Genomic DNA, 25,355 nt, shown 5'->3' on the forward strand with positions numbered 1-25,355 from the left:
CCGTTACTTCCACGGCTGGCGAGCGCGAGGAGGTTCAACGTGGCTGCGGACTGGGGTGGGCCCGAGCGGTCACCGTCCGCGGTAGTAGGACGACGAGGACGGGTAGTCGTCGTACTCGTCTTCGTAGGACGGTGAGCGCCGCCGCCTCGGCGAACGTCCCAGTCCCAGATCGGTTTCTCGGGTGAAGCCGCTGGTGGGATCGGCATGCGGGTCGTAACCCCGGTACCCCGGTACGTAATCCCGGTTCTCGACGTTGGTCAACCGAGGCGTCGTGCCCGGCAGGATCGTGCGCCGCCCGTCCGGCCCCTGGTGGAAGTGACCGCTCACGGTCATGGCCGAGTGGATGTTGCGCCGGTCGACGTGGCGCACCGAGTCCCACTCGGTCTGGTACTGCATCCGCTCCAGCAGCTCCCGCGGCAGGTTCTGCGACGCCATGTGAATCATGTTGCCCGACGACTCGATCTGGTAGATCTGCCCCGACATCGGCACGTACCAACGCCCGTCGTACCGAACCGGCTCGCCACCGTCGGGCACCACGAACTGATGCGCCGCAGTCGCGCTCGGCGTCACCGACACGTAACCCGAATCCCTGGCGTGCTCACCACCGTGCACGTGCGAAACCAGGTTGTAGTCCCGACCCCACGAGGTCATCCCGTCCCGGAAGATCTCCTCCGGCGGACGCGTATCACCCCGATACATCCACGACGGACGCGACGGATTCGCCCGCAACTGCGGATTGTCCAACCGCACCGGACCCGCCGACAGCGACGAACTCCCCTGAGCCGAAGACGACGGAACCGCCGTGTACGTCGAATACGACGGCCGACCCGACGACGAACGATGCGACCCCGACGAATGATGCGACCGCGAGGACTCGTGCGAACGACGCGACGAATACCCATCCGACGGCGGCAAACCAGGCGAGACGTCCGCCGATTCGGTGTTCGGCACGGACTCCTGGCGGGGCCGGATCTCGGCGTTGCCCAGCAGGCGCGAGACGTCCTGGATCGCGCGCGCGTCGCCGTTCCCGGTCTCCAGCACGGCCCTGCGGTCCTGGTCGAAGCCGGGGTGCAGCCGCACGTAGTTGGTGAAGTCGCGCGGCGTGTGGTCCTTGCCGTCCCACAGGGTCACGCGGTCGCCGTCCTGGCTGGGGGTCACGCGGATGACCTGCTCGTCCGGGTTCGGGTTGGTGTCGCGGCCCTGCTCGACCAGCGCCGACACGTCGTCGTTCGGGCTCGGGTAGTGCAGTCCGTCGCGGGTGGGCACCGCCAGGGTCTGGAAGTCGTCGGTGGCGCCGCTGCGCTGCCAGGGTTCGGTGGCCGCGAACAGCTCGACGATCTGCTGTTCCGCCGACTTGCTCAGCGGCAGCACGTCCAGCAGGTCCATCAGGTCGTTGAGCTGGGCTTCCTCTGAGCGGTCCCCGGTTTCGTCGCCGAGCAGCCTCGGGTCGGACAGCAGCGCCTCGATGCGGTCGTGGGTGGCCGGGTCCTGCGCTGCGGCGACCATCGCCGAGGCGAGTTCCACGCGAGCCTGCCACTCCCCCTTGTTGGTGCTGCTGGGGAACATACGGAACTCCCAGCGGTCGTGGGGGCCGCCTTGGACGTGCTCGAAGTTGAGCCCTTCGTTGCGGCTGGAGTTCAGGGTGCGCACGTCCTCCGGGGTCTGCAGCGCGGTGGCGCGCGGAGGGATCGGCATCGCGCCCACCGCTCGGAGTTCGCGCTGGTGTCCGCCCATCGTGGAGTTCGCCATGCGGTACAGCGACTGCTCGCGCGCCTTGGCCAGTCCGGCGAGCGCCACGCTGGCTTGGGGCGTGAAGGTCGCGCCGTCGAAGCTGACGTTGACGTGCCCGCCGCCCTCGTCAACCGAGCCGCCGTACTTCTCCACGACGGAGCGGATGATGTCGGCTGCGGTGGCGAAGCGCTGCCACGAGCGCGCGTCGCCGCCGAGCTTCTCCGACGCCGCCTCGATGCCGTTGTCGAGGGTGTCCTCGTCGACCAGTCGCCAGCGGTCCGGCGCCTTCTTGACCAGTCCGGATCCCAGTTCCTGACCGTCGCGCCAGTCGCCCAGGCCGGCGTCGCGGAAGGCGGTGCCGAGTTCCTGCACGGCGACGTCGAAGTGCTCTTCGGGGACGGTGAACTCGATCTCGGTGCCGAACCGCGCGTCGGGCCGGCTGCTGGCACCGCCGGGAACGCCGTCGGCGTGGTACTGGACGGGGTTGACGCCCGAGGACACCGCGGACCGCGCGGCCCGGTAGGTGTCGAGCATCGCGGCGAAGCGCTGGTCGCGGGGCACGGACGAGGCCGGCGCGGGGTCGTGGGACCGGTTCGTGCTGTCGCCGATCGGTCCGTCCTGGCTGGGCGGGAGTCCCGGTCGCCGGTCGTAGTAGTAGTACGAGCTGCTGCTCGACGGCGGGTAATACGTCGACGAGGAGGAGCTGGTCGTCGGGTAGTAGCTGGAGGTCGACGGGTACGTCGCGGACGACGGGACGGTTCGGCTCGACTCCTGCGAGGAACGGCTGGGCAGGGGCGGTGGGGCGAGCCCGAGGTCGGTGTGGCGGGTGAAACCGCTGCGGGAGTCGGCGTGCGGGTCGTAACCCCGGTAGCCCTCTTCGTAGTAGCGGTTCTCCACGTTGGTGAGCTGCGGCGTCGTCCCGGGCAGGATCGTCCGGCGGCCGTCGGGTCCCTGGTGGAAGTAGCCGCGCACCGTCATCGCGGAGTGGATGTTGCGCCGGTCGACGTGCCGGACCGAGTCCCACTCGGTCTGGTACTGCATGCGGTCGAGCAGATCCTGCGGCAGGTTCTGCGAGGCCATGTGAATCATGTTGCCCGAGGACTCGATCTGGTAGATCTGGCCCGACATCGGCACGTACCAACGTCCGTGGTGGCGGATGGGTTCACCGCCGTCGGGGACCACGAACTGGTGCGCGGCCACGGAACTCGGGGTGACCGACACGTAGCCGGAGTTGCGGGCGGCGTCTCCGCCGTGCACGTGGGCGACCAGGTTGTAGTCCCGGCCCCACGCGGTCATGCCGTTGCGGAAGATCTCCTCCGGCGGGCGCGTGTCGCCCCGGTACATCCAGCGCGGGCGCGGTGGGTTCGCGCGCAGCTGCGGGTTGTCGAGCCGCACGGGTCCGGCGGGTTGTGCCGGTGCGGCCGTGTAGGTCGAGTACGTCGGCGTGTGGTGGCTCGACGAGGAGTGGTGCGACCTGGACGAGTGGTGCGAGCGCGACGAGGAGTGGTGCGACCGCGAGGACTCGTACGAGCTGCGGTAGCGGTCGTCGGGCGAGACGCCGGGAGAAACGTCCGCCGGGTTGGCCTCGCGCGGGGACGACGTCGTCGTCCCCGATGAAGGCGGAACCACACCATCGGTCACCAAGGACCCGGGCAGATGAGGCGAAGCGACGTCCATGATCTGCTGCAGGTGGCGGTCGAGAATCCGGTAGTCGACACCCTCCTGCCGGATGTCCATCAGGTCACCCGGCACCGGGCTGTCCGAGGTGTTCAGCAACTGACGCGGATGCGGATACGCATCCCGCACACCGAAGAAGTGCATCACCTCGTGCGTGAACTCCGACGGACTCGCACCCACCGCCCACCGATGCTGATCCATCGGATTCTTCACATCATCCGGCCGACCCGGGACCACCTCGATGACGCCGTCCGCGTCGGCCGGGTCGTCGACGAAGGTGACCTGGCCGTGCGCGCGGACGTCGGGTCCGGGCAGGACGTTCTCGGGCTGGTTGAGCAGGCGCTCGAGGCCGTCGGCGGTGTTGGCGCGCACCGCTGCCAGATCCGCCTGGCTCACGCCCTCAGCCGGACGCAGGTGCAGCTTCGTCTCGAAGTTCCAGCGACCCGCCTCCGGGGTCATGCTGTAGCGGACCTCCTGCCGGATGCCGCTCGCCGGACCGCGCTGGATCGTCCGGCGGTCGCCGTTGCCGTCCACCACGAACGCGTTGTCCAGCGGCTTCCACCGCTCTGCCTCCACCTCGAACCTCGGCGGTTGCTGGCGAGCGGGCTGCGGTTCGGCGGTCTGCGTCGGGCGGTCGTCCGAGGGCGTCGGGTCAGCCGTGGGCGTGTCGTCGCGAACGACGCGCGGCCGGGATCCGTCGGGCTGGAAGCTGCGCCACTGGAACTTGCCGCGACCGTTGTCGACCAGCGCCACGACCTCCTTGCCGAGGTCGATGGCGACCCGGGTGCCGCTGTCGGCGAAGTCGACGCCGCGAGCACCGGGGGCCGGGACCAGCACGACGCGGTCCGCGCTCGGGTCGACCTGGGCGGACAGGGTTTCGGTACTGACGGGACCTGCCGGGGCCTGGATCCTGGGGCTGTCGGCGATCGCGCTGGGCACGCGAACCGAGCCGGCGCCGTCCTGAGCCCGGGGTGCGTCGCCGGGAGCGCTCGTCGATTCGGGGGGAAGTCCCGGTCGCCGGTCGTAGTAGTACCTGTCGTTCGACGTCGGGTAGTACCTCGACGAGGAAGAGGTGCTCGCCGGGTAGTACGAGGACGACTCGTGCGAGGACCGGCTCGGCCGGGGGCGTTCGGCGAGCCCGAGATCGGTGTCCCGGGTGAAGCCGCTGGTGGGATCGGCGTGAGGGTCGTAACCCCGGTATCCGGGGACGTAGTTGCGGTTCTCGACGTTGTGGAGCCTCGGCGTCGTGCCCGGCAGGATCGTGCGCCGCCCGTCCGGCCCCTGGTGGAAGTGACCGCTCACGGTCATCGCCGAGTGGATGTTGCGCCGGTCGACGTGCCGGACGGAATCCCACTCCGTCTGGTACTGCATGCGGTCCAGCAGATCCTGCGGCAGGTTCTGCGACGCCATGTGAATCATGTTGCCCGACGACTCGATCTGGTAGATCTGCCCCGACATCGGCACGTACCAACGACCGTTGTAGTAGACGGGTTCACCGCCGTCGGGCACCACGAACTGGTGCGCGGCGGTCGCGCTGGGAGTCACCGACACGTAGCCGGAGTTGCGCGCGGCCTCACCGCCGTGCACGTGGCTGACCAGGTTGTAGTCCCGGCCCCACGAGCTCATGCCATCGCGGAAGATCTCCTCCGGCGGACGCGTATCACCCCGATACATCCACGACGGACGCGACGGATTCGCCCGCAACTGCGGATTGTCCAACCGCACCGGACCCGCCGACAGCGACGAACTCCCCTGAGCCGAAGACGACGGAACCGCCGTGTACGTCGAATACGACGGCCGACCCGACGACGAACGATGCGACCCCGACGAACGATGAGACCCCGACGAACGATGCGACTGCGAGGACTCGTGCGAACGACGCGACGAATACCCATCCGACGGCGGCAAACCAGGCGAGACGTCCGCCGATTCGGTGCCGCTGGCCTGGGTGTCCTCGGCCAGCCCGAGGTCGCTGTCGCGGGTGAACCCGCTGCCCTGGTCGGCGTGCGGGTCGTAACCCCGGTGACCCGGGGCGAAGTTCTCGTTGTCGACGTTGGTGATGTTCGGCGTCGTGCCGGGCAGGATGGTGCGCTTGCCGTCGGGGCCCTGGTGGAAGTAGCCCTCGACGGTCATCGCGGAGTGGATGTTCTCCGAATCGACGTGGCGGACGGCGTCCCACTCGGTCTGGAACTTCATGCGGTCCAGCAGCGCCGGCGGCAGGTTCTGCGACGCCATGTGGATCATGTTGCCCGACGACTCGATCTGGTAGATCTGCCCGGCCATCGGGAAGTACCACTTGCCGTCGCGCTGGATCGGCTGGCCGCCGTTGGGCACCACGAACTGGTGCGCCGCAACGGAACTGGGCGTCACCGACACGTAGCCGGAGTTCATCGCCTGGTCGCCGCCGTGCACGTGGGCGACCAGGTCGTAGTCCCGGCCCCAGGAGGTCATGCCGTCGCGGAAGACCTCCTCCGGTGGACGCGTGTCGCCGCGGTACATCCAGCGCGGGCGCGGTGGGTTCGCCCGCAGCTGCGGGTTGTCGAGCACGACCTCGTCGGTGGCGGTCTGCTGAGCGTCGGGTGAGGTCGGGGAACCGCTGCTGGAGCTCTCAGCGCTGGGCGGCAGTCCGGGTCCCCGGTCGTAGTAGTCGTCGTACGAGCTCGAATACCTCGGGTAGTAGGACGACGAGTTCGTGGTGGCCGGGTAGTCGTCGTAGCCGTCGTCGGACGGCGAGCGCCGCCTGGGCGAACGACCGAGCCCGAGGTCGGTGTCGCGGGTGAACCCGCTGTCCCGGTCGGCGTGCGGGTCGTAACCCCGGTATCCGTCGACGAAGCCGTCGTTGTCGACGTTGGTGAGCCTCGGCGTCGTTCCGGGCAGGATCGTGCGGCGGCCGTCGGGTCCCTGGTGGAAGTGGCCGCTGACGGTCATGGCGGAGTGGATGTTGCGCCGGTCGACGTGCCGGACCGAGTCCCACTCGGTCTGGTACCGCATGCGCTCCAGCAGGTCCCGCGGGAGGTTCTGCGAGGCCATGTGGATCATGTTGCCGGAGGACTGGATCTGGTAGATCTGCCCCGACATCGGCACGTACCAACGCCCGTCGTGCCGGATCGGTTCGCCACCGTCGGGCACGACGAACTGGTGCGCGGCGGTCGCGCTGGGAGTGACCGACACGTAGCCGGAGTTGCGCGCGGCATCACCGCCGTGCACGTGGCTGACCAGGTTGTAGTCCCGGCCCCACGAGGTCATCCCGTCCCGGAAGATCTCCTCCGGCGGACGCGTGTCGCCCCGGTACATCCACGACGGACGCGGCGGATTCGCCCGCAACTGCGGGTTGTCGAGGGTGACGGGGCCGGTCGGGGACGAAGTCGTCGGGTACGACGAGGCCGTGGTGTAGGTCGGGTACGCGGACGACGAGGTGGTCGCGTAGTACGGGTCGTGCGAGCGCGGCGCGTGCGAGGACCGCGACGAGCCCACGTACGGGTCGTGGTGGCTGCCGCGGTGCCTGCGGGGCCGGTCGCTCGGCGGGACCGCCGGTGAGACGTCGGCCGGGTTCGTCTCTCGCTGGGACGACGTCGTCGTGCCCGACGAGGACGGGACCACACCATCGGTGACCAGCGACCCGGGCAGGTGGGGCGAAGCCACGTCCATGATCTGCTGCAGGTGACGGTCCAGGATCCGGTAGTCGACACCCTCCTGCCGGATGTCCATCAGGTCACCCGGCACCGGGCTGTCCGAAGTGTCCAGCAACTGACGCGGATGCGGATACGCATCCCGAACACCGAAGAAGTGCATCACCTCGTGCGTGAACTCCGACGGACTCGCACCAGCAGCCCACCGATGCTGATCCATCGGATTCTTCACATCATCCGGCCGACCCGGAACGACGTCGATGGTGCTGTAGGCGTCGGCCGGGTCGTCGACGAAGACCACGTTGGCGTGGGCCTCGACGTCCGGGCCGGGCAGCAGGTGGGCCTGCTGGTTGACCAGCTGCTCGATGCCCGCGGCGGTGTTGGCCCGCACCGCAGCCAGATCCGCCTGGCTCACGCCCTCAGCCGGACGCAGGTGCAGCTTCGTCTCCAGGTTCCAGCGACTCGGCTCGGGCGTGAGGCTGTAGCGGATCTCCTGCCGGATGCCGCTTCCCGGTCCGCGCTGCACGCTCGGTTGCCCGTCGGCGCCGCCGAAGACGAAGGCGTTGTCCAGCGGCTTCCACCGCTCTGCCTCCACCTCGAACCTCGGCAACGGCTCGTCGACGTCGGCGGGTTGGTCGGCCACGGGCTGCTGGACCGGTGCGGGTTGCGGGGCCGCGGCCGGGAGCCGGTCGCGGATGGACTCGGCGATCTGGGCGCTGGAGGGGTCGGCGAAGAACTCCGCGGCGCGCTGCGATCCGAAGTCCTCGATGCCGGACGCGTAGGCCACCGCGGCGAGGATCTCGCGGCCGGTGCTCTGCTTCGTCACGCCGAGGTCGCGGACGTCGATCTCGACGCTGCGCCCGGTCTCCTGGGTGTTGGTGGTGGACTGCGCGGTTCCGGTGCGTTCCAGGTTCGCCGGGACGTAGTGCGCGTCGGCCTTCGCCGCCCCGCTGCCGGGGGTGGAGTGGGCGACGCCGTCGTGGCCGGTGAGCTGGTAGGTGCCGCGCAGGTCCTGGGCGATCTGGTTCGACAGCGCACCGCCGACGATGTCCCCGCCGGTGCTGTGGTGCTGCTGGGCGTTGCCGCCGGGGGCGGTCGGGAATCCGCCCAGGTGGTTGGGCTGGCCGGTGTAGGGGTTGGTCTCGGGCCGGACGCCCAGCACCATCGTGTTGTCGTCCAGCCAGGGCAGCGCGAAGAACTTCTGCTTGCGCCACTGCCCGTCCTGGCCCCGTTCGATCAGGTTGCCGGACCGGTCGAAGCGCCGGCCGTCGGTGTCGGTCCTGGTCTCGTCCGGGCGGATCCCGGTGTCCTGAGGGGTGTTCGGCGGCGCTCCGGGAGCGATGTCGGAGGTCTCACGCCGCAGGTCCTGGAGCTCGAACTCGTTCTCGGCGATCTGCCTGCCGAGCTGGTCGAGCCGCTGCACGTCCGGTTCGGTGACCTCGATGGCCGCGCGGTGGATGATCTCGACCTGGCCCGGGTCGGGACGCGGTCCGCCGTCGAGGTGCGGTTCGACCATGGCCTGCGCGGCGTCGGCGAGCTGGTTGATCCGGTTGGTCACCCGGTCGTACTGCGAGGTCAGCTCGGCGATCTGGTCTTCGAGGGACTGGATCTCCTGCTGCGCCTGCTCGGGGGTTCGGGTGTTCCCCGGCACGGCCGCGTCCTGAGCGGTGGTGACCGGTGCGGTCCCGGTCGTCGCGGGTGCGTTGCGCGGGGTGTCGAACGGGGTGTGCTCGCCTTCCCGGACGTCGAACTCCACCGGTGTGCCGGTGAACCCGTTGGTGCCCTCCATCCGGTGCTCGGACCAGGAGGGCGCGAAGTGCGGCTTGGAGCGGATCACCACGTCGTAGTGCGGGATCGCGGTGTAGCGGCGCCAGTCCTGCCGGCGGCTGCGGGAGTTGTGGCTCTCCTCCAGCGCGGCGGCCGCCGTCACGGAGCCGGCGACGCCCCGCGAGGCGGAGTTCTCGGCGTTGCTCCAGTTGGTGCCGTGGATGGCCATCACGCCCAGGCCGGCGTCAGCGCTGCGGGCGTTGGCGTCGCTGGAGGACTGCCCGGTCTCCTGGCCGTGCTTCTCCTCGTGCTGCGCCTCGGTCCAGGAGTGCATGAACCGCGGATCGGTCAGCCGGGGCTTGACCTGCACCTCGTAGTCCACCGAGAGGAACCGGTCGTGCACCTTGAACGAGGTCGTGTAGCCGTCGTCGCTGAGCAGCCGCCGGTCGTTGCCGATGTTCGGCACGATCATGTCCGGTGAGAACAGCGTGTCGATCTTGCCCCGGTTCGGCGTTCCCGCGCCGAACCAGCGGTTCACCAGGTCCTTGTGCCCTCGGGCGTCGACGATGGCGTCCACCACCTGCTCGGTGAGCTGCGGATCCCTGGTGCCCTTGGCCAGCTGGAAGGACGGGGTCTGCTTGGCGGCGTCGGTGATGTCGCGGCCGGTCGAGGCGGGCGCGTGGTCGGTGGGCTGGTCGAGCAGGAACTCCGGCAGGCTCAGGTCGACCTTGCCCCGGGTCTCGGACACCTGCGGGGGCAGCGTCACCTCGCGCCGTTCGGGGTGGCGGTAGGCGCTGGACCCGACCGAGCCTTCGGTGAAGGTCGACAGCAGCAGCGGCGGGACGCGGAACCTGTGCACCGTGAAGTTGACCTTCACGGGTGCCCGAACGCCGACGTGGTCGTCGGTGTCCGAGCGGTCCTGGCGGAACGTGTCGATCTCGTTGGCCTGCTCCGTGCCGCTCTGGTTCGACCAGCCCACCACCGGCATGGGCGCCATCGCCCCGCCGTCGGCGGTCGTCGGGACGGTGGGCCAGGCGGTCAGCGACACCGAGGTGGCCACGTCGCGCGATGAGTCCTGGCCTTGCCCGCGCACGCCTTGGGTTTCGACGTAACCACCGGTCGCCACGTCGCCGCGGTCGATGATCTCCGCGCCCGGCTGCTGCTCGGCGGTCGCGGTGAACGTGTAGTAGTCCGAGCCGAACCACCGGGAGCGGAACATGGTGCGCTGCCAGCCGCCGTTGAGCATCTCGCGGACGTCGGCCGGGTTGTCGAGCGCGCGCAGCGCGTTGGTGGCGTCGAAGAGCGGTGCCGGGCGGCCGGAATCCGGCGTCCAGCCGGGGAACAGCTCGGGCGCGGCGTGCCAGAGCGCGCGGATCGCGTCGTCCGACAAGCGGTCCCGGGTTCCCGGCTGCTGAGTCTGATCGGTCTGCGTCTGGTCGGACTGCGACTGGCCGTCCTGATCGGTCTGCGCCTGATCGGTCCGGATCGAGCTCGCCGGGTCGGGGGTGTCCCGGGTGAATCCGGAGACGACGACGGAGCGGTCCAGTCCCTTGCCGAGGTCGCGCAGCAGCGGCAGGTCCTCGGTGAGCCGGCCGTCCGGGTGCGTGGTCACCGGGTTCTGCGGCTTGACGTAGAGCAGGCCGTCGGGGACGACGATCTCGACGTGGTCGCTCTGCGCCCCGGTCGGGTAGGGGCTGATCGCGTCCCAGCGGTGGTTCGGCTGCCCGAACAGCTGCTGCCAGGCGTCGGCGCGCACCGAGAGCACCAGGTCACCGGTGTAGAGCTGCATCGGCGTCTTGACCTGCGAGGCGGACTTGGTGGAGCCGCCCAGCGAATCATCGGTCCCACGACCGGTCGACAGGGACGCGCCCGCGCCGGCATCGGCCATGGCGCCCCAGAAGTTGAGCCCGATCTCGCCCTCGGTGCCGCTGCTGGTGCCGTGGGAGATCGACACGCCCGTCTTGTTGGTGGTCTCCCACGTCGAGTTGCCGGGCACCGGGCCGAGCGGCCGCTCGTTGTGCACCCGCATCTCGAACGCGCCGCGCTGCATGCGGTCGAAGAGCACGCCGCCGTGCGCACCGCCGTCGCGCACCTGCGGCGCGTGGAACATGCCCGCGAGCCGGGTCTGCCACCACTGCGGGTCGACGTCGACGAGGTGCTTCGGGTTGCTGTGCTCGGGGTCGGTGCTGCCGGTGTGCGCGATCCAGCGGCGGAACCGCTCGAACTTGCCCTCCTTGGCGCTGCGGACGGCGTCGCGCTGCATCTCGTGGAACGCGTCGTTGGCCTTGCCGTAGAGGTCGACCACCGAGACCACGGCGGTGTTGTTCATGTCGACGCGGTTGCCGTCGTTGAGGTCGCGCGTGGCGGCGGGCGCCGGGTCGCCCGGGTCCCAGCCCGCGTCGGCGTCGAGCATGAAGCTGGCCACCCGGTAGTCCGCGTGTCCCGGGACCACCGTCTTGGTGGGTGGGGTCTTGCGGCTGAACGGGTTTCGCGCGGAGGTGTCGGTTGCTTCGAGCTTCCAGGTGACGTCGCGGGTGACCCGGTCGGCCTTGCCCTCGTACTTGATGCGCTGCTCGGATTCGAGGCTGTCGCCGTGCCCGCTGGACTTGCCGCGGCTCCAGCTGCCGCCGAGTCCCGCGATGCCGCCGACGTAGCTGTTGGAGCCGTACCCGGAAGGCCGGATCGTGGTGCGGACCATGCCCGCCAGCAGCGCGCCGACGCCGAAGCTGGTCTTGAACCCGGTCTTCCAGCCGCTGCCGTGCCTGCGCGTCGCGCTGAACCTGACGTCGTTGTCGAGCGTGCGCCGTCCCGTCACCTCGCCGAGGTCGGCGGTGAGCTCGAAGTGGAACTTCCGCCCGCCGGCGGTGACGTCGACGGTCACCGGCTTGCCGTCGCCGGTGAGGTCGTCGAACTTGGTCATCACCTTGTAGGGGCCGAAGCTGCTCAGGTCGCGGTTGACCTGGTTCCAGTCGACCGTGCTGGTGTCCACGCCGCGCGAGGTGAGCTGCTGCTGGATGTGCTGGCGGGCCTCGTCGCGCAGCTGACCGGTTCCGCCCACCCGGACCACGTTCTTGAACATGCCCTCGCCGTCGAGGACGGTGCGGATGCGCTCGCCCTGCTCGGGCGTGGTGGTCGGCTGCGCGGCGGGGGTCGTGCCGTCGGGGTTGAGGGCGTCGTGGAGCAGCCGCTCGAACTCGGGCACGTCCTCGTTGCGCACCCACACGTAGGTGGCGCCGTCGGTGGGCTGCAACTGGACCGGGTCGGACTCGGCCTCGCCTCCCGGCCGCGAGGTGATCTCCGCGGCCAGCGAGAGGTCGATCCGGTAGCGCTGGGCACCGTCGCTCTCCAGCGACTTGTCCTTGTTGGTGCCCGCTTCCCGGCCGGTCTGGGACTCCTTGCGGTTGGAGGTCAGCGAGAGGACGCCGATGGGGCCGATCTGCAGCGGACTGCCGTGCCCGTCGATCTTCGCCTCGCCCGAGGTGAACAGGCCCCGGAGGCGGATACCGCCGACGGCGCGCGACCCGATGCCGTTGGAGACGCTGGTGTCCTTGGTGTTGCGGAGGATCTCGCCGGTGCGGATCGGCTGCGGGTCACCGATCTTCTCGAAACCGCGCACCTGCGGCTCGACCTTCACCTTGACCTCGGGGTGCTTCGACCAGTTCTTGCCCGGCATCCGCAGCCACTTGGGGTAGGTGGTGCGCTGGCTGATGTCGATGCCGTTGACCAGGCCCTCGGAGGTCTCCTCCACGAACTGCGCGGTGTCGACCTTGGTGGCCACGCCGTCGTGGAGCGTGGGGTCATTGCGCACCCAGTCCGGCAGCGCGGACATGACGTTGCGGTTGAGCTCGCCGACGCCCGCGTAGCTGTCGAGGTTGGCGATCAGCTGCTGGACGTCGGCGGGCACCGGCACGGCTGCGCGCGGAGCCGGGGTGTTCTGGGCGGTGCCGTTCTGGTTCTGCTGGTCGTTCTGGGTGCCCGGCACGGCGGGAACGGTGGTCGTCGGGTTCGTGTCGGCGGGAGCGGGTGCCGGACGGGGCTTCTCGAGGACCGTCTCCGGGTAGGCCAAGCGGACCGTGGGGTCGAACCGGGAGCTGCCGCGGTTGCCGTCGGACTCCCACTGGACCTGGAAGTTGACGTCGAACGCCTTGTGGTGACCGCCGAGCTTCGCGGTGCGTTCCCTGGTGTTGCCGGTCTTGTCCGAGACGGTGTTGCTGCGGCTCTCGCCCCAGCCGAGGAACGGCATCACGCGCAAGTTCAGCGAGGTCGCCGCCACCTCGATGGCCGAGTCCACCCAGCCGACGACCGCGTTCTGCCGCAGCTTGCGGGAAACCCCGTGGCTGGTGATGGACCTGCTGGCGCCTTCGTGCTTGCTGCTCTGCGACGGGGTGTTGTGCACGGCGGTGTCGGTGGCGACGACCGGAGCGACGGTGTCGGGATCCATCCGCACGAACACGCTCTGCACGCCGTCGCGAGTGGGCACCTGGAAGCTGCGTCCGCTGGAGAGGACCTGCAGCAGGCCGAGCTCGCCTCGGGTGTTGACCAGCTGCTGGAACTGCTGCTGCAACCCGGCCCGCACCGGTGGGGCGACGTCGATCTTGGCGGCGACGTTGGCCGCCAGCGGCGCGTTCTGGTTCGGGGACCACACGCCGTCGCTGGGCAGCAGCCGGGAGTTGTTGGAGATGACGCCGTCGCGGGTGAGCTCCGGGGGACGCGGCGTCTCGTCGACGTGCGCGGTCATGTCGGCGGCGAAGGAGTCCGCGGCGCGCGCCGTCTCCGGCAGCACCGGTGCCGGGGTGGCCTGCGACGGGTCGGTCAGCGTCAGGTCCAGCTGCGGGTCCTGGTCCAGCGCCGCGAAGAGGTCGTCGTTCGCGGTCGTGTCGACGCTCTGCTGGGTCTGGTCCTGCTGCGCCGTGCTCTGGTCGTTGTTCGCGTCCTGAGGCGTGCTCTGGTCCTGAGTGGACTGCTGGTCCCGACCGGTGTCCTGGCTCTGGGACTGCTGGTCGTTCGCGGTGCTTTCCGACCTCTCCTGGTTCTGCGTCGTCTCGTGGTTCTGCGAGGAGTCCTGGGGCTGCGACGTGTCCTGGTTCTGCGAGCTCTCGACGACGTTGCCGCTGGAGTCGACGGTGACCGCGGCATCGGAGGACTCGGCGGCGGGCGAACCGGGGATCTCCGGCACCGCGGTCTGCGAGGTGGCGGCCACGTCGGTGACCGAGGTGCTGCCCTGACCGGTGCCGGTCGTGCCACCGCGCGTGGTGGACGAGTTCGAGCCCGACTGCGACTGGCCTTGCGACGGCGTCGAACTCGTCGGAGTGGTCGAGTTCGACGCGGTGCTCGTCGGTGCTGGGGTCTGCCCGGTCTGACCCGTGCCGGACATCCCGCCGACGGGCTGCTGGCCGCTGACGGCACCGCTGCCGGTCTGCTCGTTCTGCTGAACCTGGCCGTTCGCGTCCTGGACCTGGGTGCTCGACTGATCCTGACCGTCCGGCCGGCTCTGCCCGTCGAGCTGCGTCTGACCGTCCGGCTGCGTTCGACCGTCGGCTTGGGTCTGCGAGGTGGTCGAGGCGGTGCTGCCGGACTGGTCCTGCTGCCCGGTCTCGCTCACCTGGGGCTGGGCCAGGTCGGTCTGCGACTGCGTCGAGTTCGACCCGATCTGGCCGACCTGCGCGGTGGAGTCCGCGCCGGTGCCGACCGGTGTCGTCGTCCGCGTCCCGGTGTCGTTCTGCGCGACTTCCTGCGGAGCGCTCTCCGATGTGGTGATCGCGGTGGAATCGGAGTCCGTTGTGGACTGCTGCGGCGCCGCCGGGTCCGAACCGCTCTGCTGCGGCACGTTGCTCTGCGGAGCGGGCTGCGCCGGGTTGATGCCCGACGAGCTCGGCTGCGAGGTCGAGTCGGTGCCCTGCGGGGCGGGATCGGGCGAGGACGCGTCCGGGTTGGTCTGGCCGGACTGCTGGGCACCGGAGTTCACCGGTGTCTGAGCGCCACTGGAACCTCCGACCTGCGCGGCAGACGTGGAGTTCCCGTCGTTGACGGCACCGGACGTGTTCTGCGCATCACCCTGGCCGGGAGCTGCGGGTTCCGATGTGGACGACGGAATGCCGCTGGTGCCATCGATGTTCGAATGACCGGCGGGCGGGAGCCCGGGTGAGATGTCCGCGTCGGACGACGAGCTCGACGGCGGGAGGCCGGTCGAGCTCACGGCGTCCGAGGAATTCGCTGGCGGAAGCCCCGGCGAGATCTCCGGACTGGAGCTCGACGGCGACGAGCTCCCGAGCGAGCCGTCGGCGCCGACGCTGACGGTCTCCACCGACTCCGGCGAACCACCGGTACCCGACCCCGGCTGCGACGGGACCTGCGTCTGCGACTCGGTGATCGACGGCGGACCGCTCGACTCCGGACCGCCCTGACCGTCCGACCGGCCCGGGACCTGCGTCTGGGACTGCCCGAGCGACGACGGGTTCGTTCCAGCGCCGTCCGGCCCGCGGCTTCCCCCGCCCTGGTTCCCCTGGCCCTTGGAGCCATCGGAGCCGCCGCCTGCGACGCCGCCTCCCCCGGCGAGGCCGCCGTCGGAGGAGGTGCTCTGGGCGTCGCCGTCGATGTCGGGGGTGTCCAGGTCCCCGTCGCCGCCCAGCAGCGGCGAGGTGTCGGAGTTCGAGCCGTCGCCCTCCCGCTGCGCGGCGAGGAACGGGTTCTCGCCGCTGCCCGGGGTGAGGTTGCCGTAGATCCCGGCGCCGATGACGCTGCCCAGGTTCTCCGAGAGACCGGCGGACATGCCCGCGGTGAACGAGTACGGGTTGGCCTGGAAGCCCTTGCCCGTCATCGCGCTGTAGAGGCCCTCGGTGAAGAACTCGTGCAGGCCCTCTTCGACCGCGTCGGCCAGGCCGCGACCGAACTTCTCGGCCCACATGCCCTTGAGGCTCATGCCCGCGTAGTTGCCGGGGGTGGCGGCACCGAGGTCGCGGGCGATGTGGGTGTTCATGTGGTCGGAGACCTGGGTGGCGAACTTGGCCAGCGACGGGGCCTTCGGGAAGTCGTCGGCGAAGTTCTTGGCAGCGGCTTCGGCGGCGGCCTTGAGGATGTCGTTGTCGATCTGGTCGCCGATGCCCTTGACCAGGCCCTTGGCCAGCATGTTGCCCATCGCGCCGCCGAGCGCTGCGAAGGGCAGGGCCAGCGCTCCGCCGAGCGCACCGACGGCTGCCGCCTGCTTGGTGGAGTCCTCGTCCCAGTCGTCGCGGGTGCCCTTGGCCATCTGGATGCCCTGGGCGGCGGCGTCGATGGCGACCTGGAAGGCGATGCCGAAGACCTGCGCCTGGATGACGCGCATCAGCAGCCGGCCCCAGATGTTCTTCAGCAGGAAGCGGACGATGGCGTAGCGACCGGCGAGCCAGGCCATGCTGGCGCCGAAGGTGGGGCCGGCCATCGCGATGGCCCAGGCGATCTCGGCGAGCAGCTCGATCAGCGACAGCAGGCTGACGAGCTTGACGTACTCGGTCTGCACCGAGAGCTGCTTGAGGAATCCGGCGATCTGCTCGTAACCGGTGGCGGCGGTTTCGATGTAGCCGTTGCTCTCGACGTACGGCGCCATGCGGTCGGCGAAGCGCATCGCCGCCTTGCCGTAGAACTCCGAGCGGATGAGCTTGATGGCCTGGGCGAGTTCTGGCGTGAGTTCGCTTCGCAGCCGTGCGGAGGTGTTGCGCCACGAATCCGACAGCTTCCGAAGTTGATCTTCGTTGATCTGCGGCCACTTCTCACCGGTCAAGACCATGAAGAGGTTTCCGACCTCTTCCGGAACCATGATCGCCATAGTCAGCCCCCACGCCCTCGTTCGTGCGCGATCGGGCTCGGCGTGACTCGCGGATCACGCCGAGCGCGCGCTCACGCCTTCCTGCCGCCCTGGCTCACCTCGCTGTTCGCGGTCTGGTTCATGTCGTCGAAGGTCTTGCCGACGTCGACGACCTTCTCGCCGTCGGTGCCGATGGTGATGCCGAGCATGCGGAGGAACTCCAGCCCGTCCTTCTCACCGGGCTCGTACTTCGTCCGCAAGGTCTTGGCGATGTCGTCGTCGCCCTCGATGGCGAAGGCGTTGCAGTCGTGGGCGAGATCGGCGTAGATGGAGTTGGCGGTCTCGGCGATGCGGGTCAGGTCGACGCCGCCCTTCTTGAGCGCCTCGATGTCCGCTGCGACGAGGTCGCTGTCCTCACTTGCCACGATCGGTCCCCTCCCCCTCGTCGGCGGCGTCGGACATGCCGTCGGCCTCGCGCACCGCCTCGTCGAACATCTTGTCCAGGTCGAACTCGCCGTTGACCATCTCGGTCAGCGCCGAACCGAAACCCGCGGGTGCCATCGCGCTGTAGGTGGCGATGGACTTCTGGCTCGCCTCGTCCTGGGCCTGCCGAACCAGCTCGACGATCTTGTTGGCCAGTTCGGCGGGCGCCATCGTGCGGTAGCGGGTGCCGGAGAACTTCAGGCCGGTGAGCCGTTGCCGGTGGTCCACCGTCGCGGATATCGAGCGGTCCTTGCTGGAGACCGTCGTGGTCTCCTTCTCGGCCCGCTCCTGCGCCTCGCGGATGCGCTCCTGCTGCTTCCGGAGGTCGGCCAGCGCGTTTTCCATCTGGTTGAACAGGGGAGATGACATCGCTGGTCACTCCCTCCTTCCCGGTGCCTGCCTGACGAAGACTTCTCAGAACCCGGCCGCAGCCGCCGATTCAGGTGCAGGACTCACGCGCCGCTGAGCAAGTCCGCACCTCCAACTCGTTCCTCAGCCCTGCCCGGACGCGGTCGCCTGGGCGGTCTGCTCCTGCTCCGCGGGCGTGGGCTGCGTCTGCGGCTGGCGCGGCGGACGGACGGGACCCGCGGCGACCTGCTCGTCGACGTCGAAGTCCGCTTCGTCGGGCAGCCCGATGACGCCCATGCCCGCGTCGGCGTTGGTGCCCCAGACGTCTTCGTCCTCGGACAGCCAGGTCTGCCGTTCGCGCTCGTTCTTGTCGCCCTGCTGGCCGCCCATTCCGCCCATCATCGGCGGCATGAACGGCATTCCGCCCATTCCCTGCTGGGTGGAGGGGCCGTTGAGCTGGCTCATGCCCGGTGGCAGCGCCGAGGACTGCGATCCGCCGAGGCCGGAGCCCGCGCCGGAACCCATGCCGAAGCCGGTCGTGCCGCCACCTGCTCCGCCGCGCTGCTGCTCGGAGCCGCTGCCCGAGCCGCCGAGACCGTCGGCCGAACCGTCCGGCGAGCCGAAGCCGTCGGAGACGCTGTCGAAGCCGTAGCCCTCGGCCGGATCGGACACGCCGTCGAAGCCGCCGGAGCCGAGACCGCCTGCGCCGTCGCCGAATCCACCGGCTCCGCCGTTGGCGACGTCGCCGAGGCCCGCGCCCGCGCCGGACCCGAGACCGCCGGGGTCGAAACCGCCCAAGCCGCCGTTGGCGGGGTCGCCCAAGCCGGCGCCGGCGTCGGAACCGAGGCCACCGGGATCGAAACCGCCCTGGCCGCCGGGCAGATCGCCGAATCCTCCGGCACCACCGTTCGCCGGATCGCCCAGGCCCTGACCCGCGCCCACACCACCATCAGCGCCACCCGGCAGATCACCGAAACCACCGGCACCACCATTGGCCGGGTCGCCGAGGCCTTGGCCCGCCCCGAGACCGGAATCCGCGCCACCAGGAAGACCCGCGTCACCGAAACCACCAGCGCCACCGTTGGCGAGATCACCCAGACCCGCACCAGCACCATCGTTGGCACCGGTACCGAAACCACCGGCACCACCATTGGCCGGGTCGCCGAGGCCCTGGCCAGTGCCAAGACCGGAATCCGCACCACCTGGCAGACCCGCGTCACCGAAACCACCGGCACCACCGTTGGCGAGATCACCCAGACCCGCACCAGCACCATCGTTGGCACCGGTACCGAAACCACCGGCACCACCATTGGCCGGGTCGCCGAGGCCCTGGCCAGTGCCAAGACCGGAATCCGCACCACCTGGCAGACCCGCGTCACCGAAACCACCGGCACCACCGTTGGCCAGGTCACCGATGCCTTCACCGGCACCCGGGATCGGGTTTCCGTTGGAGTCCAGGGGAACGCCGGTCATGCCGCCGGGACGGTCCTGGTCCTGCTGACCGGGGATGTCGCCGAAGCCGCCGGCACCGCCGTTGGCGGGGTTGAAGGAGCTCTCGGTCAGGCCGCTGTCGACCAGGCCGGGCTGCTGCGGTCCGTCGCCGAGGCCACCGGCGCCTCCGTTGGCGAGGTCGTTCTGACCGAAGTCGCCGAAGCCGCCCGCGCCGCCGTTCGCCGGGTCGCCGTTGGGGGTGGTGCCGGGCTTGTTGCCCGCACCGCCGCCTGCGCCACCAGGCAGACCGAGCCCGCCGGGGCCGACCATCGGCGGGGGCGCACCGCCGTTCGCACCGTTGTCGCCGGTACCCAAACCGGAGTCGCCGCCGAGGCCGTCGCCACCGCCGAGGCCACCGGCACCGCCGTTGGCGAGGTCACCACCACCGGGGCCACCGAGGCCGTCACCGGTGCCGAGGCCGCCGATGCCACCGTTGGCCGGGTCGCCTCCGCCGGGACCTCCGAGGCCGTCACCGCCACCGAGGCCACCGGCACCGCCGTTGGCGAGATCGCCACCACCGGGGCCACCGAGGCCGTCACCACCGCCGAGACCGCCCACACCACCGTTGGCCGGATCACCGCCGCCGAGTCCGTCACCGCCACCGGGTGGCGGCACGTCGGTGTTCCCGTCGGGCGGGGGCACGTTCGTGTTGCCACCGGGCGGCGGGACGTTGGTGTCCCCACCGGGCGGCGGTGGGAAGTTCGTGTTGCCACCGGGCGGCGGCGGCACGTTCGTGTTGCCGTCGGGCGGCGGCGTGGTCGACGGGGTGTGCGGGGCGCTGGTCTCCGGCTCGGTGAGCTCCTTGATCGCCGACTGCGCGTACTTCAGCTCCTCCTCGAGGGGCTTGAGCGCCGCGGCCGCCGCGGTGTCGAGCGTCTTGAGCTCGGTGAGCGCGGCGTTGGTGATCTCCGTGTTCATCTTGTCCCACGGACCGGCGGTGACCAGGTTGCCTTCCTTGAAGCTGGCCAGCGAGGTGTTGATGTACTCCTGGGCTTCGGAGGTGCTCTTGCCGTCGAGCTGGTAGTTCGGCGCGCCCTTGACCAGGCCGACGCCGTTGGTCAGGAACTCGTAGAGCTGGTTCTCGTAGTCGACCCGCTTGTTGTTGGGCAGGTAGAGCGCCCGGGCGCGGAAGTCGTAGAAGGCTTGGGCGAGTCCGTTGACCGCCGCTTCGATCTTGTCGCCGAGGTTCTTCAGCGCCACCGAGACCGCGACGCCGCGGTCGATGGTGAGCTGTTCGTGCAGGCCCTCCAGCTTGTCGGCGTTCTGGTCCATGCGCCCCTGGATGACCGAGGCGGCCTTGCCGCTGAACCCGGAGTCCTCTGAGTCCAGCGACTTGGCCCAGGTCCGGAAGTCCTTGCCGGTGGCTTCCAGCCACTTCTCGTACTTGCCGACGAGGTCCTGCGCCTGGCGCAGGGTCGGCAGGTCGAGGGTGCCGCTCTTGCCCGAGGACATCTCGGCGACGATGGTCCCGGCGTCGTTGATCGCCTTGGTCCACGCGTCGGCCGCCGCCGTGTTGCGGTTGACCCGGTAGTAGACCCGGTCGAACGCGGTGTAGGTGAGGTCTTCGGTGGGGGCGACCCGGTTGGTCAGGTCTTCCTTGAGCTTGTCCCCGGTGAAGTCGGCGTCCTTGCCGCCGGCACCACCATCCCCGCCGCCGGCGACCTCGAACCACTTGACGCCTTCGGCCATGGATTTCAGGTCCGGCCCCTTTCCGGTCAACGCGTTGAGGGCCTGGAAGAACGTCCAGTCACTGCTGGGGCCAGACAGGTCCGCGTTCTCGGGCATGGGCTTTCTCCTGCTCCAGGGCTGATGCCGTCAGATGAGGTCGATCAACGGGGGTCGTGGGCTAGCTGCTGGGAACCTGAGTCAAGCGGCCGGGGTCTGCGTTCCGGAGATGTCCGGGTAGTCCTGGACGAACTCGGTCGCCGAGTAGCTGGCCAGGTCGTCGGTGTCCTCGAAGACTCGCTTGGCGTCGTTGAGGGCCTCGGTGAACTTGCGCCAGTCCTTGCTGGTCTTCTCGTTCATCGTCTCGGTGGACTTGCCCAGCGCGCCCAGGGATTCGTTGAGCGACGCGATCGCCGGCCACTCCGGGTTGCCCGCGTGGACCCGCTCGCCGAGGTCGGCGGCGAGGCGGATTCCCGAGCTGGCGCCCAGGAACTCCCTGCGCAGGTCGTCCTCGTGCGTGTCGACGTTCTTGATCAGCTTCTCGTACTGACCGCTGTCGAACTTCGTCTTCGTCTCGTCAGCCACGAGACTCTCCTTTTCTCAGGGAGGGAAAGGGGAATCGGGTGCGGGCCGCTGCGCGTGGCGACCCGCACCCGAAACTTCAACCACCTGAAGCACTTCAGCGGCTGTAGCCGCCTCTTCAGGTCTGGGACTCAGCTTGCACCGCCGCGGGTTCTCAGCGGTTCTCTGGTGAGGACGGCCGACACGCCGTGTCTTGGCATACATCAGCCTCGGATCCCGGAGCCAGAGGGCCGCTGCGCCTTCCCCGTTCGGGGGTTTCCGCCACCCGCACCGCATAGCAAGGTGAGTGAGAACCACCTACCTACGCCATGATCTGGGCGCTGCGGTTGTCACCGTCCTGGAAGGCCTGCGCGGCGTTGTTCGAGGAGGTGTAGCCGCTGCTCAGGCGGGTGTTCATCTCGGTGTAGGCCTGGTTCCACTTCTGCTGCTTCTCGGCCCACAGCGGCGCGGCCTTGCCCTGGGTGGCCTCGCCCATGTTCTTCAGGAAGCCGTTGAGCTCGTCGAGGATGGTGCCCATCTGACGAACGGCCTGCTGCAGCCCCATGTTGACCTCTTCGTAGGCCCCGTGCTGCACGCTGAACTGCGTCATCTCGATCTCCGTTCTGAGTAAGTGGGTCGATCAGGGGGTGTTCGGTGCACCGCCGTGCAAGCGGCGGAGCCGCTTTCTCCTTGCCCCACCCTTGCAACCGGCACCGCCGCGGGTTCTGACACGTCTTCTGGCGAGTACGCCGCGACGCCGTGTATTGGCATACATCAGGAGTGGCGCACGGAGTCCAGAAGGCGTGTCAGGTTCCGCCACCCGCACCGCCTCGCACAACGAGCTGCACCGAACACAAAAAGAATCAGAGGCCTGCGCCGGAGGCGCTGTCTGCTGCCTGCTGGGCTGCCTGCAGCGAGGCGTTGCGAACGTCCATCACGCGCTGGTTGAGCTGGTTGAGCTCGTTCTCGATGCGCGAGAAGTCGCCGGCCCACACGCCGAACTTGTCGACCAGCATGCGACCGGAGTCGGACACGTTGGCCTGGCCCAGCGAGGAGGCCTGCGCCTGGACCTGGTTGTTGAGCTGGCGCATCTGCGACAGCGACTGGTTGGTCGCCTCGATGATCTGCTGCAGCTGCGAGTCGTTGAGGCCGTACTGGGCGCCTGGTGCGGTCATCGGGTTCTCCTTGCAAATGTGCGGGATTCGACTTGCTTACTGCGAGCCGTCCACGGGGGACGGCATGTCATGGTGCTGTGTGCACACCACCACCTGCGGCTCGCTCCGGTGCGAGAACCGGTCCGGTCGGCAGCAGCGAGAGCAGGTGCGCTGGAACCGGAACCGCGTCGGACAGCCGATAGCCGAGGGCTTCGGCCGCGCTCTGGCCGGGCACCGGGTACTTGGCGCCCGAGTCGGTGACCAGGTAGAGGCCGGCGCCTGGCACGCCGGGCGCGGGCAGCGTGCGAGCGAGCACGCCCGCGCCTGGTTGGACGTCGATGCGGTCGGCGGTGAACTCGTCGCGCTCGATGCCCGGTCCGTCGACGATCACGCCGGCTTCGGGCCATCCGCTGACCAATGTGGACTTGGCGCCGCGTGACCCGGGTTCGACCTGGGCGCAGGGCGCTCCGAGGTCCGAGGAGTCCGACGTTCCGGCGGTGGGCAGCAGCGACGGCGGCTTGTCCGGCAGCTGCGACATCAGCGGCGACGAGGGCATCTGCCCGACCGAGGCCATAGCCGCGGGTGAGAGGACCCGCGGGCTCGGCTGCCCGCCACCGGCCGGGTCGCCCATCGCCAGCGCGGCGGTGGTGCCGTTGACCGGCATCAGTCCGCCCGTGGTGAGCATGTGGAGCGTCTGCGGGCGGCCGACGACACTGACGGAGAAGATCTGCCCGATGCGGGTGGGCTGGCCGCCGAGCGACGGGCCGGGCTGTCCCGCTCCGGGGATCCGCAGCGGTCCGAGGTCCGGTCCGGCGGGCATGGCGTTGATGAACGCGTCTCGCACCGGCAGCGCGGTGGAGGCGTCGTAGCCCAGCACCGCGGCCACCCACGGCGCGCTGAGCTTCATCCGCTTGTCCCGCCACACCAGGTACTGGTCGCCGCTGCTGGAGCGCACCAGGACGGCTTCGTCCTGCCGCGCGGGTTCCACATCGGACGTGTCGCCGACGTGCAGGGTGACGGTGGCGTGCGGAGCCCCGGCGGCGTCGCGGGTGGTGGTCGCGCAGACCAGCCACGCCTGGGCCGCGCTGCCCGCGCCGCCTGCCGGGATCCCGTCGGGGGCGCCGATGATGCCGATCGGAGTGCCGCGCGGGACGTCGCTCAACGTCGAGCGGGACACCTCCGCGACCTCCTTCGCCCCGAGCAGCCGCGCCGACGCGTAGTTGAGCACCGGGCGCAGCGTGCCGTCGGAGGCCAGCACGTACTGGCTCCCCGTCTCCTTCTCCACGATGAGCTTGCCGGGCTCGGACCAGTCGGTCGCTCCGCCGAAGCCGAGAACGCCGGCGACGGCGAATCCGGCGACGATGAGCATCGACAGCATCAGGCCGATGACGTAGCCCAGCGGGGTCCGCCGCAGCGGCGGATCGGGCGCGTCGGGTTCGGCCTGCACCAGCGCGGAGACGACCCGCGCCGACATGAAGGAGTGCGCCTGGACCTGATCACTTCGCGAGTGCACGACGACCTCCCCGCACAGCTGCGCAAGTCGGCCGCGGCAGCGCCTCTGCTACGACCATGAGGCCCTCACCAGTGCGTAGAGGTTCAGGGCGGCGAAGGTCATCGGGATGATCGCGATGGCGAGGGTGGTGTGCGCCCAGTCGCCGGCGCGGCCCCAGTGCGGCAGCATCTTCCGGCCGGGCAGGCCGCGGGCCCCGGCGAGCAGGAGCCCGGCGAGCAGGACCAGCCCGCCGATGATGAAGATCCGCCAGGTTCCGGGGATCAGCAGGCACATCGCGGAGATCACCGCGGCGAGCCCGAGGAAGCCGGGCACCATGACGGCGACGCGCTGGCGGGAGCTGACGAACTCGCGGGAGTGCAGCAGGAGCAGCAGCGAGGCGATCGCGGCGAGGGTCGGCGACGCCCACCCCGGGGTGAAGGCGAGGATGCCGAGGCAGCCCGCGATGACGACGCCGAGCCCGAAGCACAGGGCGGTGAGGTTGAAGTCGGCCGCGGCGGTGCGGTTCATCAGCTCGCGTCCGGGTTCCGGGTCGATGCCTTCCTGGAACTCCTCGGCGGAGGTCGGCAGCGGCGGCACCTTGAGCCCGGCCATCCAGGCGGCGATGCGCGGAACGCGGGTTCCGACCAGCAGCGTCACGGCGAGCACGACGGCGGCGGCACCGCCCGCGGAGAGCATGTCGAAGGTGTTGAGCAGGCCGACGAGCGCGGTGAGGCCGGTCGCCAGCATCGCGGCGAGGTACCCGGCGCCGAATCCGCCGCCGACCAGGAAGCGGCCGAGCACGATGGCGCTGGTGCACACCGCCGCCGCGGTCAGGCAGGGCGCGACGAGCTGCGGGTTCATCGCGAGGACGGGTCGGCCGATCATCGGCAGCGCCCAGCCGGCGGCGGCGCCGAACGCGGCGCTGCCGGTGAACAGCAGTTCCGCGGCGGCCCGGTCGCCGAGCGCCCGCGAGGCCAGGGTGGCCGCGCCGAGCAGCAGCAGCGCGACGCTGCCGGCGGTGATCGCCACCCACTGCCCCGCGCCGACGGTGGGCAGCAGGACGAGCCCGAGCGCGAGCGAGGCGCCGAGCAGCGCGAGGAACGCGCGGCGGGTGCTCTCCGGACGCCACAGGTCGCGGCGCTGGTTGCGGATTCCGGTGGCCACGCCGTCGGCGAGGTCGTCGAAGTCGGCCGGCGGCAACTGGTCGTTGCGCGGCCTGAGGTAGAGGATGTCGCCGTCGTAGAGGCCCAAGGCGGCGGTGCCGAGATCCTCCTGCAGGGCGGGCTCACCGAGCCGCTGCAGGACCCAACCGTCGTGTTCCAGACCCGCGTTGCCGAGTCCTCCCCCGAGGTGGTCGAGGAAGGTGGGCAGCAGGTCCGCGAGCGGAATGTGGGCGGGTACCGCGAGCTCGACCCGCGAGCTGGGGCCCTGAATCGTCAGTCGACACACCTCGCCCGCGGCGACCGCGGGCTGAGCCGTCGTTCCCGTCATACCCACCACACGGTCCCCGGTCTAGGAACAGTTCAACCAATTTGACGAACGCCGGTCTCCGGCGGCAGCCCGCCCACCTGCGCCGG

The 25,355-nt window shown here is 69.9% G+C and carries 9 protein-coding genes; all 9 read right to left on the minus strand.

Annotation, left to right across the window (positions count from 1 at the left end; genetic code table 11):
- Nucleotides 1-69: 69 nt before the first annotated feature.
- The 9 genes from KBO27_RS11170 to eccD all read right to left on the minus strand — a co-directional run bounded on the left by KBO27_RS11170 (nt 70) and on the right by eccD (nt 25,269).
- A complete protein-coding gene (locus KBO27_RS11170) occupies nt 70-16,596 on the minus strand; it encodes a WXG100-like domain-containing protein (RefSeq protein ID WP_210969926.1) in 16,527 nt (5,508 codons plus the stop codon).
- 80 nt (nt 16,597-16,676) lie between these two features.
- A complete protein-coding gene (locus KBO27_RS11175; RefSeq protein WP_210969927.1) occupies nt 16,677-17,009 on the minus strand; it encodes a hypothetical protein in 333 nt (110 codons plus the stop codon).
- Complete coding sequence (locus KBO27_RS11180; protein WP_210969928.1) at nt 16,999-17,436, minus strand: YbaB/EbfC family nucleoid-associated protein; 438 nt, start codon at nt 17,434-17,436, stop codon at nt 16,999-17,001. Before KBO27_RS11180 ends, KBO27_RS11175 begins: the two co-directional genes overlap by 11 nt.
- A gap of 123 nt (nt 17,437-17,559) precedes the next feature.
- The gene (locus tag KBO27_RS34205; RefSeq protein WP_210969929.1) at nt 17,560-20,691 is read right to left on the minus strand and encodes a hypothetical protein; all 3,132 of its coding nucleotides are present in this window, start codon (nt 20,689-20,691) and stop codon (nt 17,560-17,562) included.
- Nucleotides 20,692-20,772: 81 nt separating this feature from the next.
- Entirely contained in the window at nt 20,773-21,156 is a 384-nt protein-coding gene (locus tag KBO27_RS11190; RefSeq protein WP_210969930.1) for a hypothetical protein, read from the minus strand.
- 298 nt (nt 21,157-21,454) lie between these two features.
- A complete protein-coding gene (locus KBO27_RS11195; protein WP_132622914.1) occupies nt 21,455-21,742 on the minus strand; it encodes a WXG100 family type VII secretion target in 288 nt (95 codons plus the stop codon).
- Nucleotides 21,743-21,995: 253 nt separating this feature from the next.
- Entirely contained in the window at nt 21,996-22,307 is a 312-nt protein-coding gene (locus KBO27_RS11200) for a hypothetical protein (RefSeq protein WP_132622916.1), read from the minus strand.
- A gap of 67 nt (nt 22,308-22,374) precedes the next feature.
- Nucleotides 22,375-23,799, minus strand: coding sequence for a type VII secretion protein EccB (gene eccB, locus KBO27_RS11205; RefSeq protein WP_210969931.1), 1,425 nt, complete (start codon nt 23,797-23,799; stop codon nt 22,375-22,377).
- Nucleotides 23,800-23,847: 48 nt separating this feature from the next.
- On the minus strand, nt 23,848-25,269 hold the full coding sequence (eccD, locus tag KBO27_RS11210; protein ID WP_210969932.1) for a type VII secretion integral membrane protein EccD: 1,422 nt from the start codon (nt 25,267-25,269) through the stop codon (nt 23,848-23,850).
- Nucleotides 25,270-25,355 lie beyond the last annotated feature (86 nt).

The organism is Saccharopolyspora endophytica, from assembly GCF_018070075.1.
In the GTDB taxonomy this organism is placed as follows: Bacteria; Actinomycetota; Actinomycetes; order Mycobacteriales; family Pseudonocardiaceae; genus Saccharopolyspora; species Saccharopolyspora endophytica.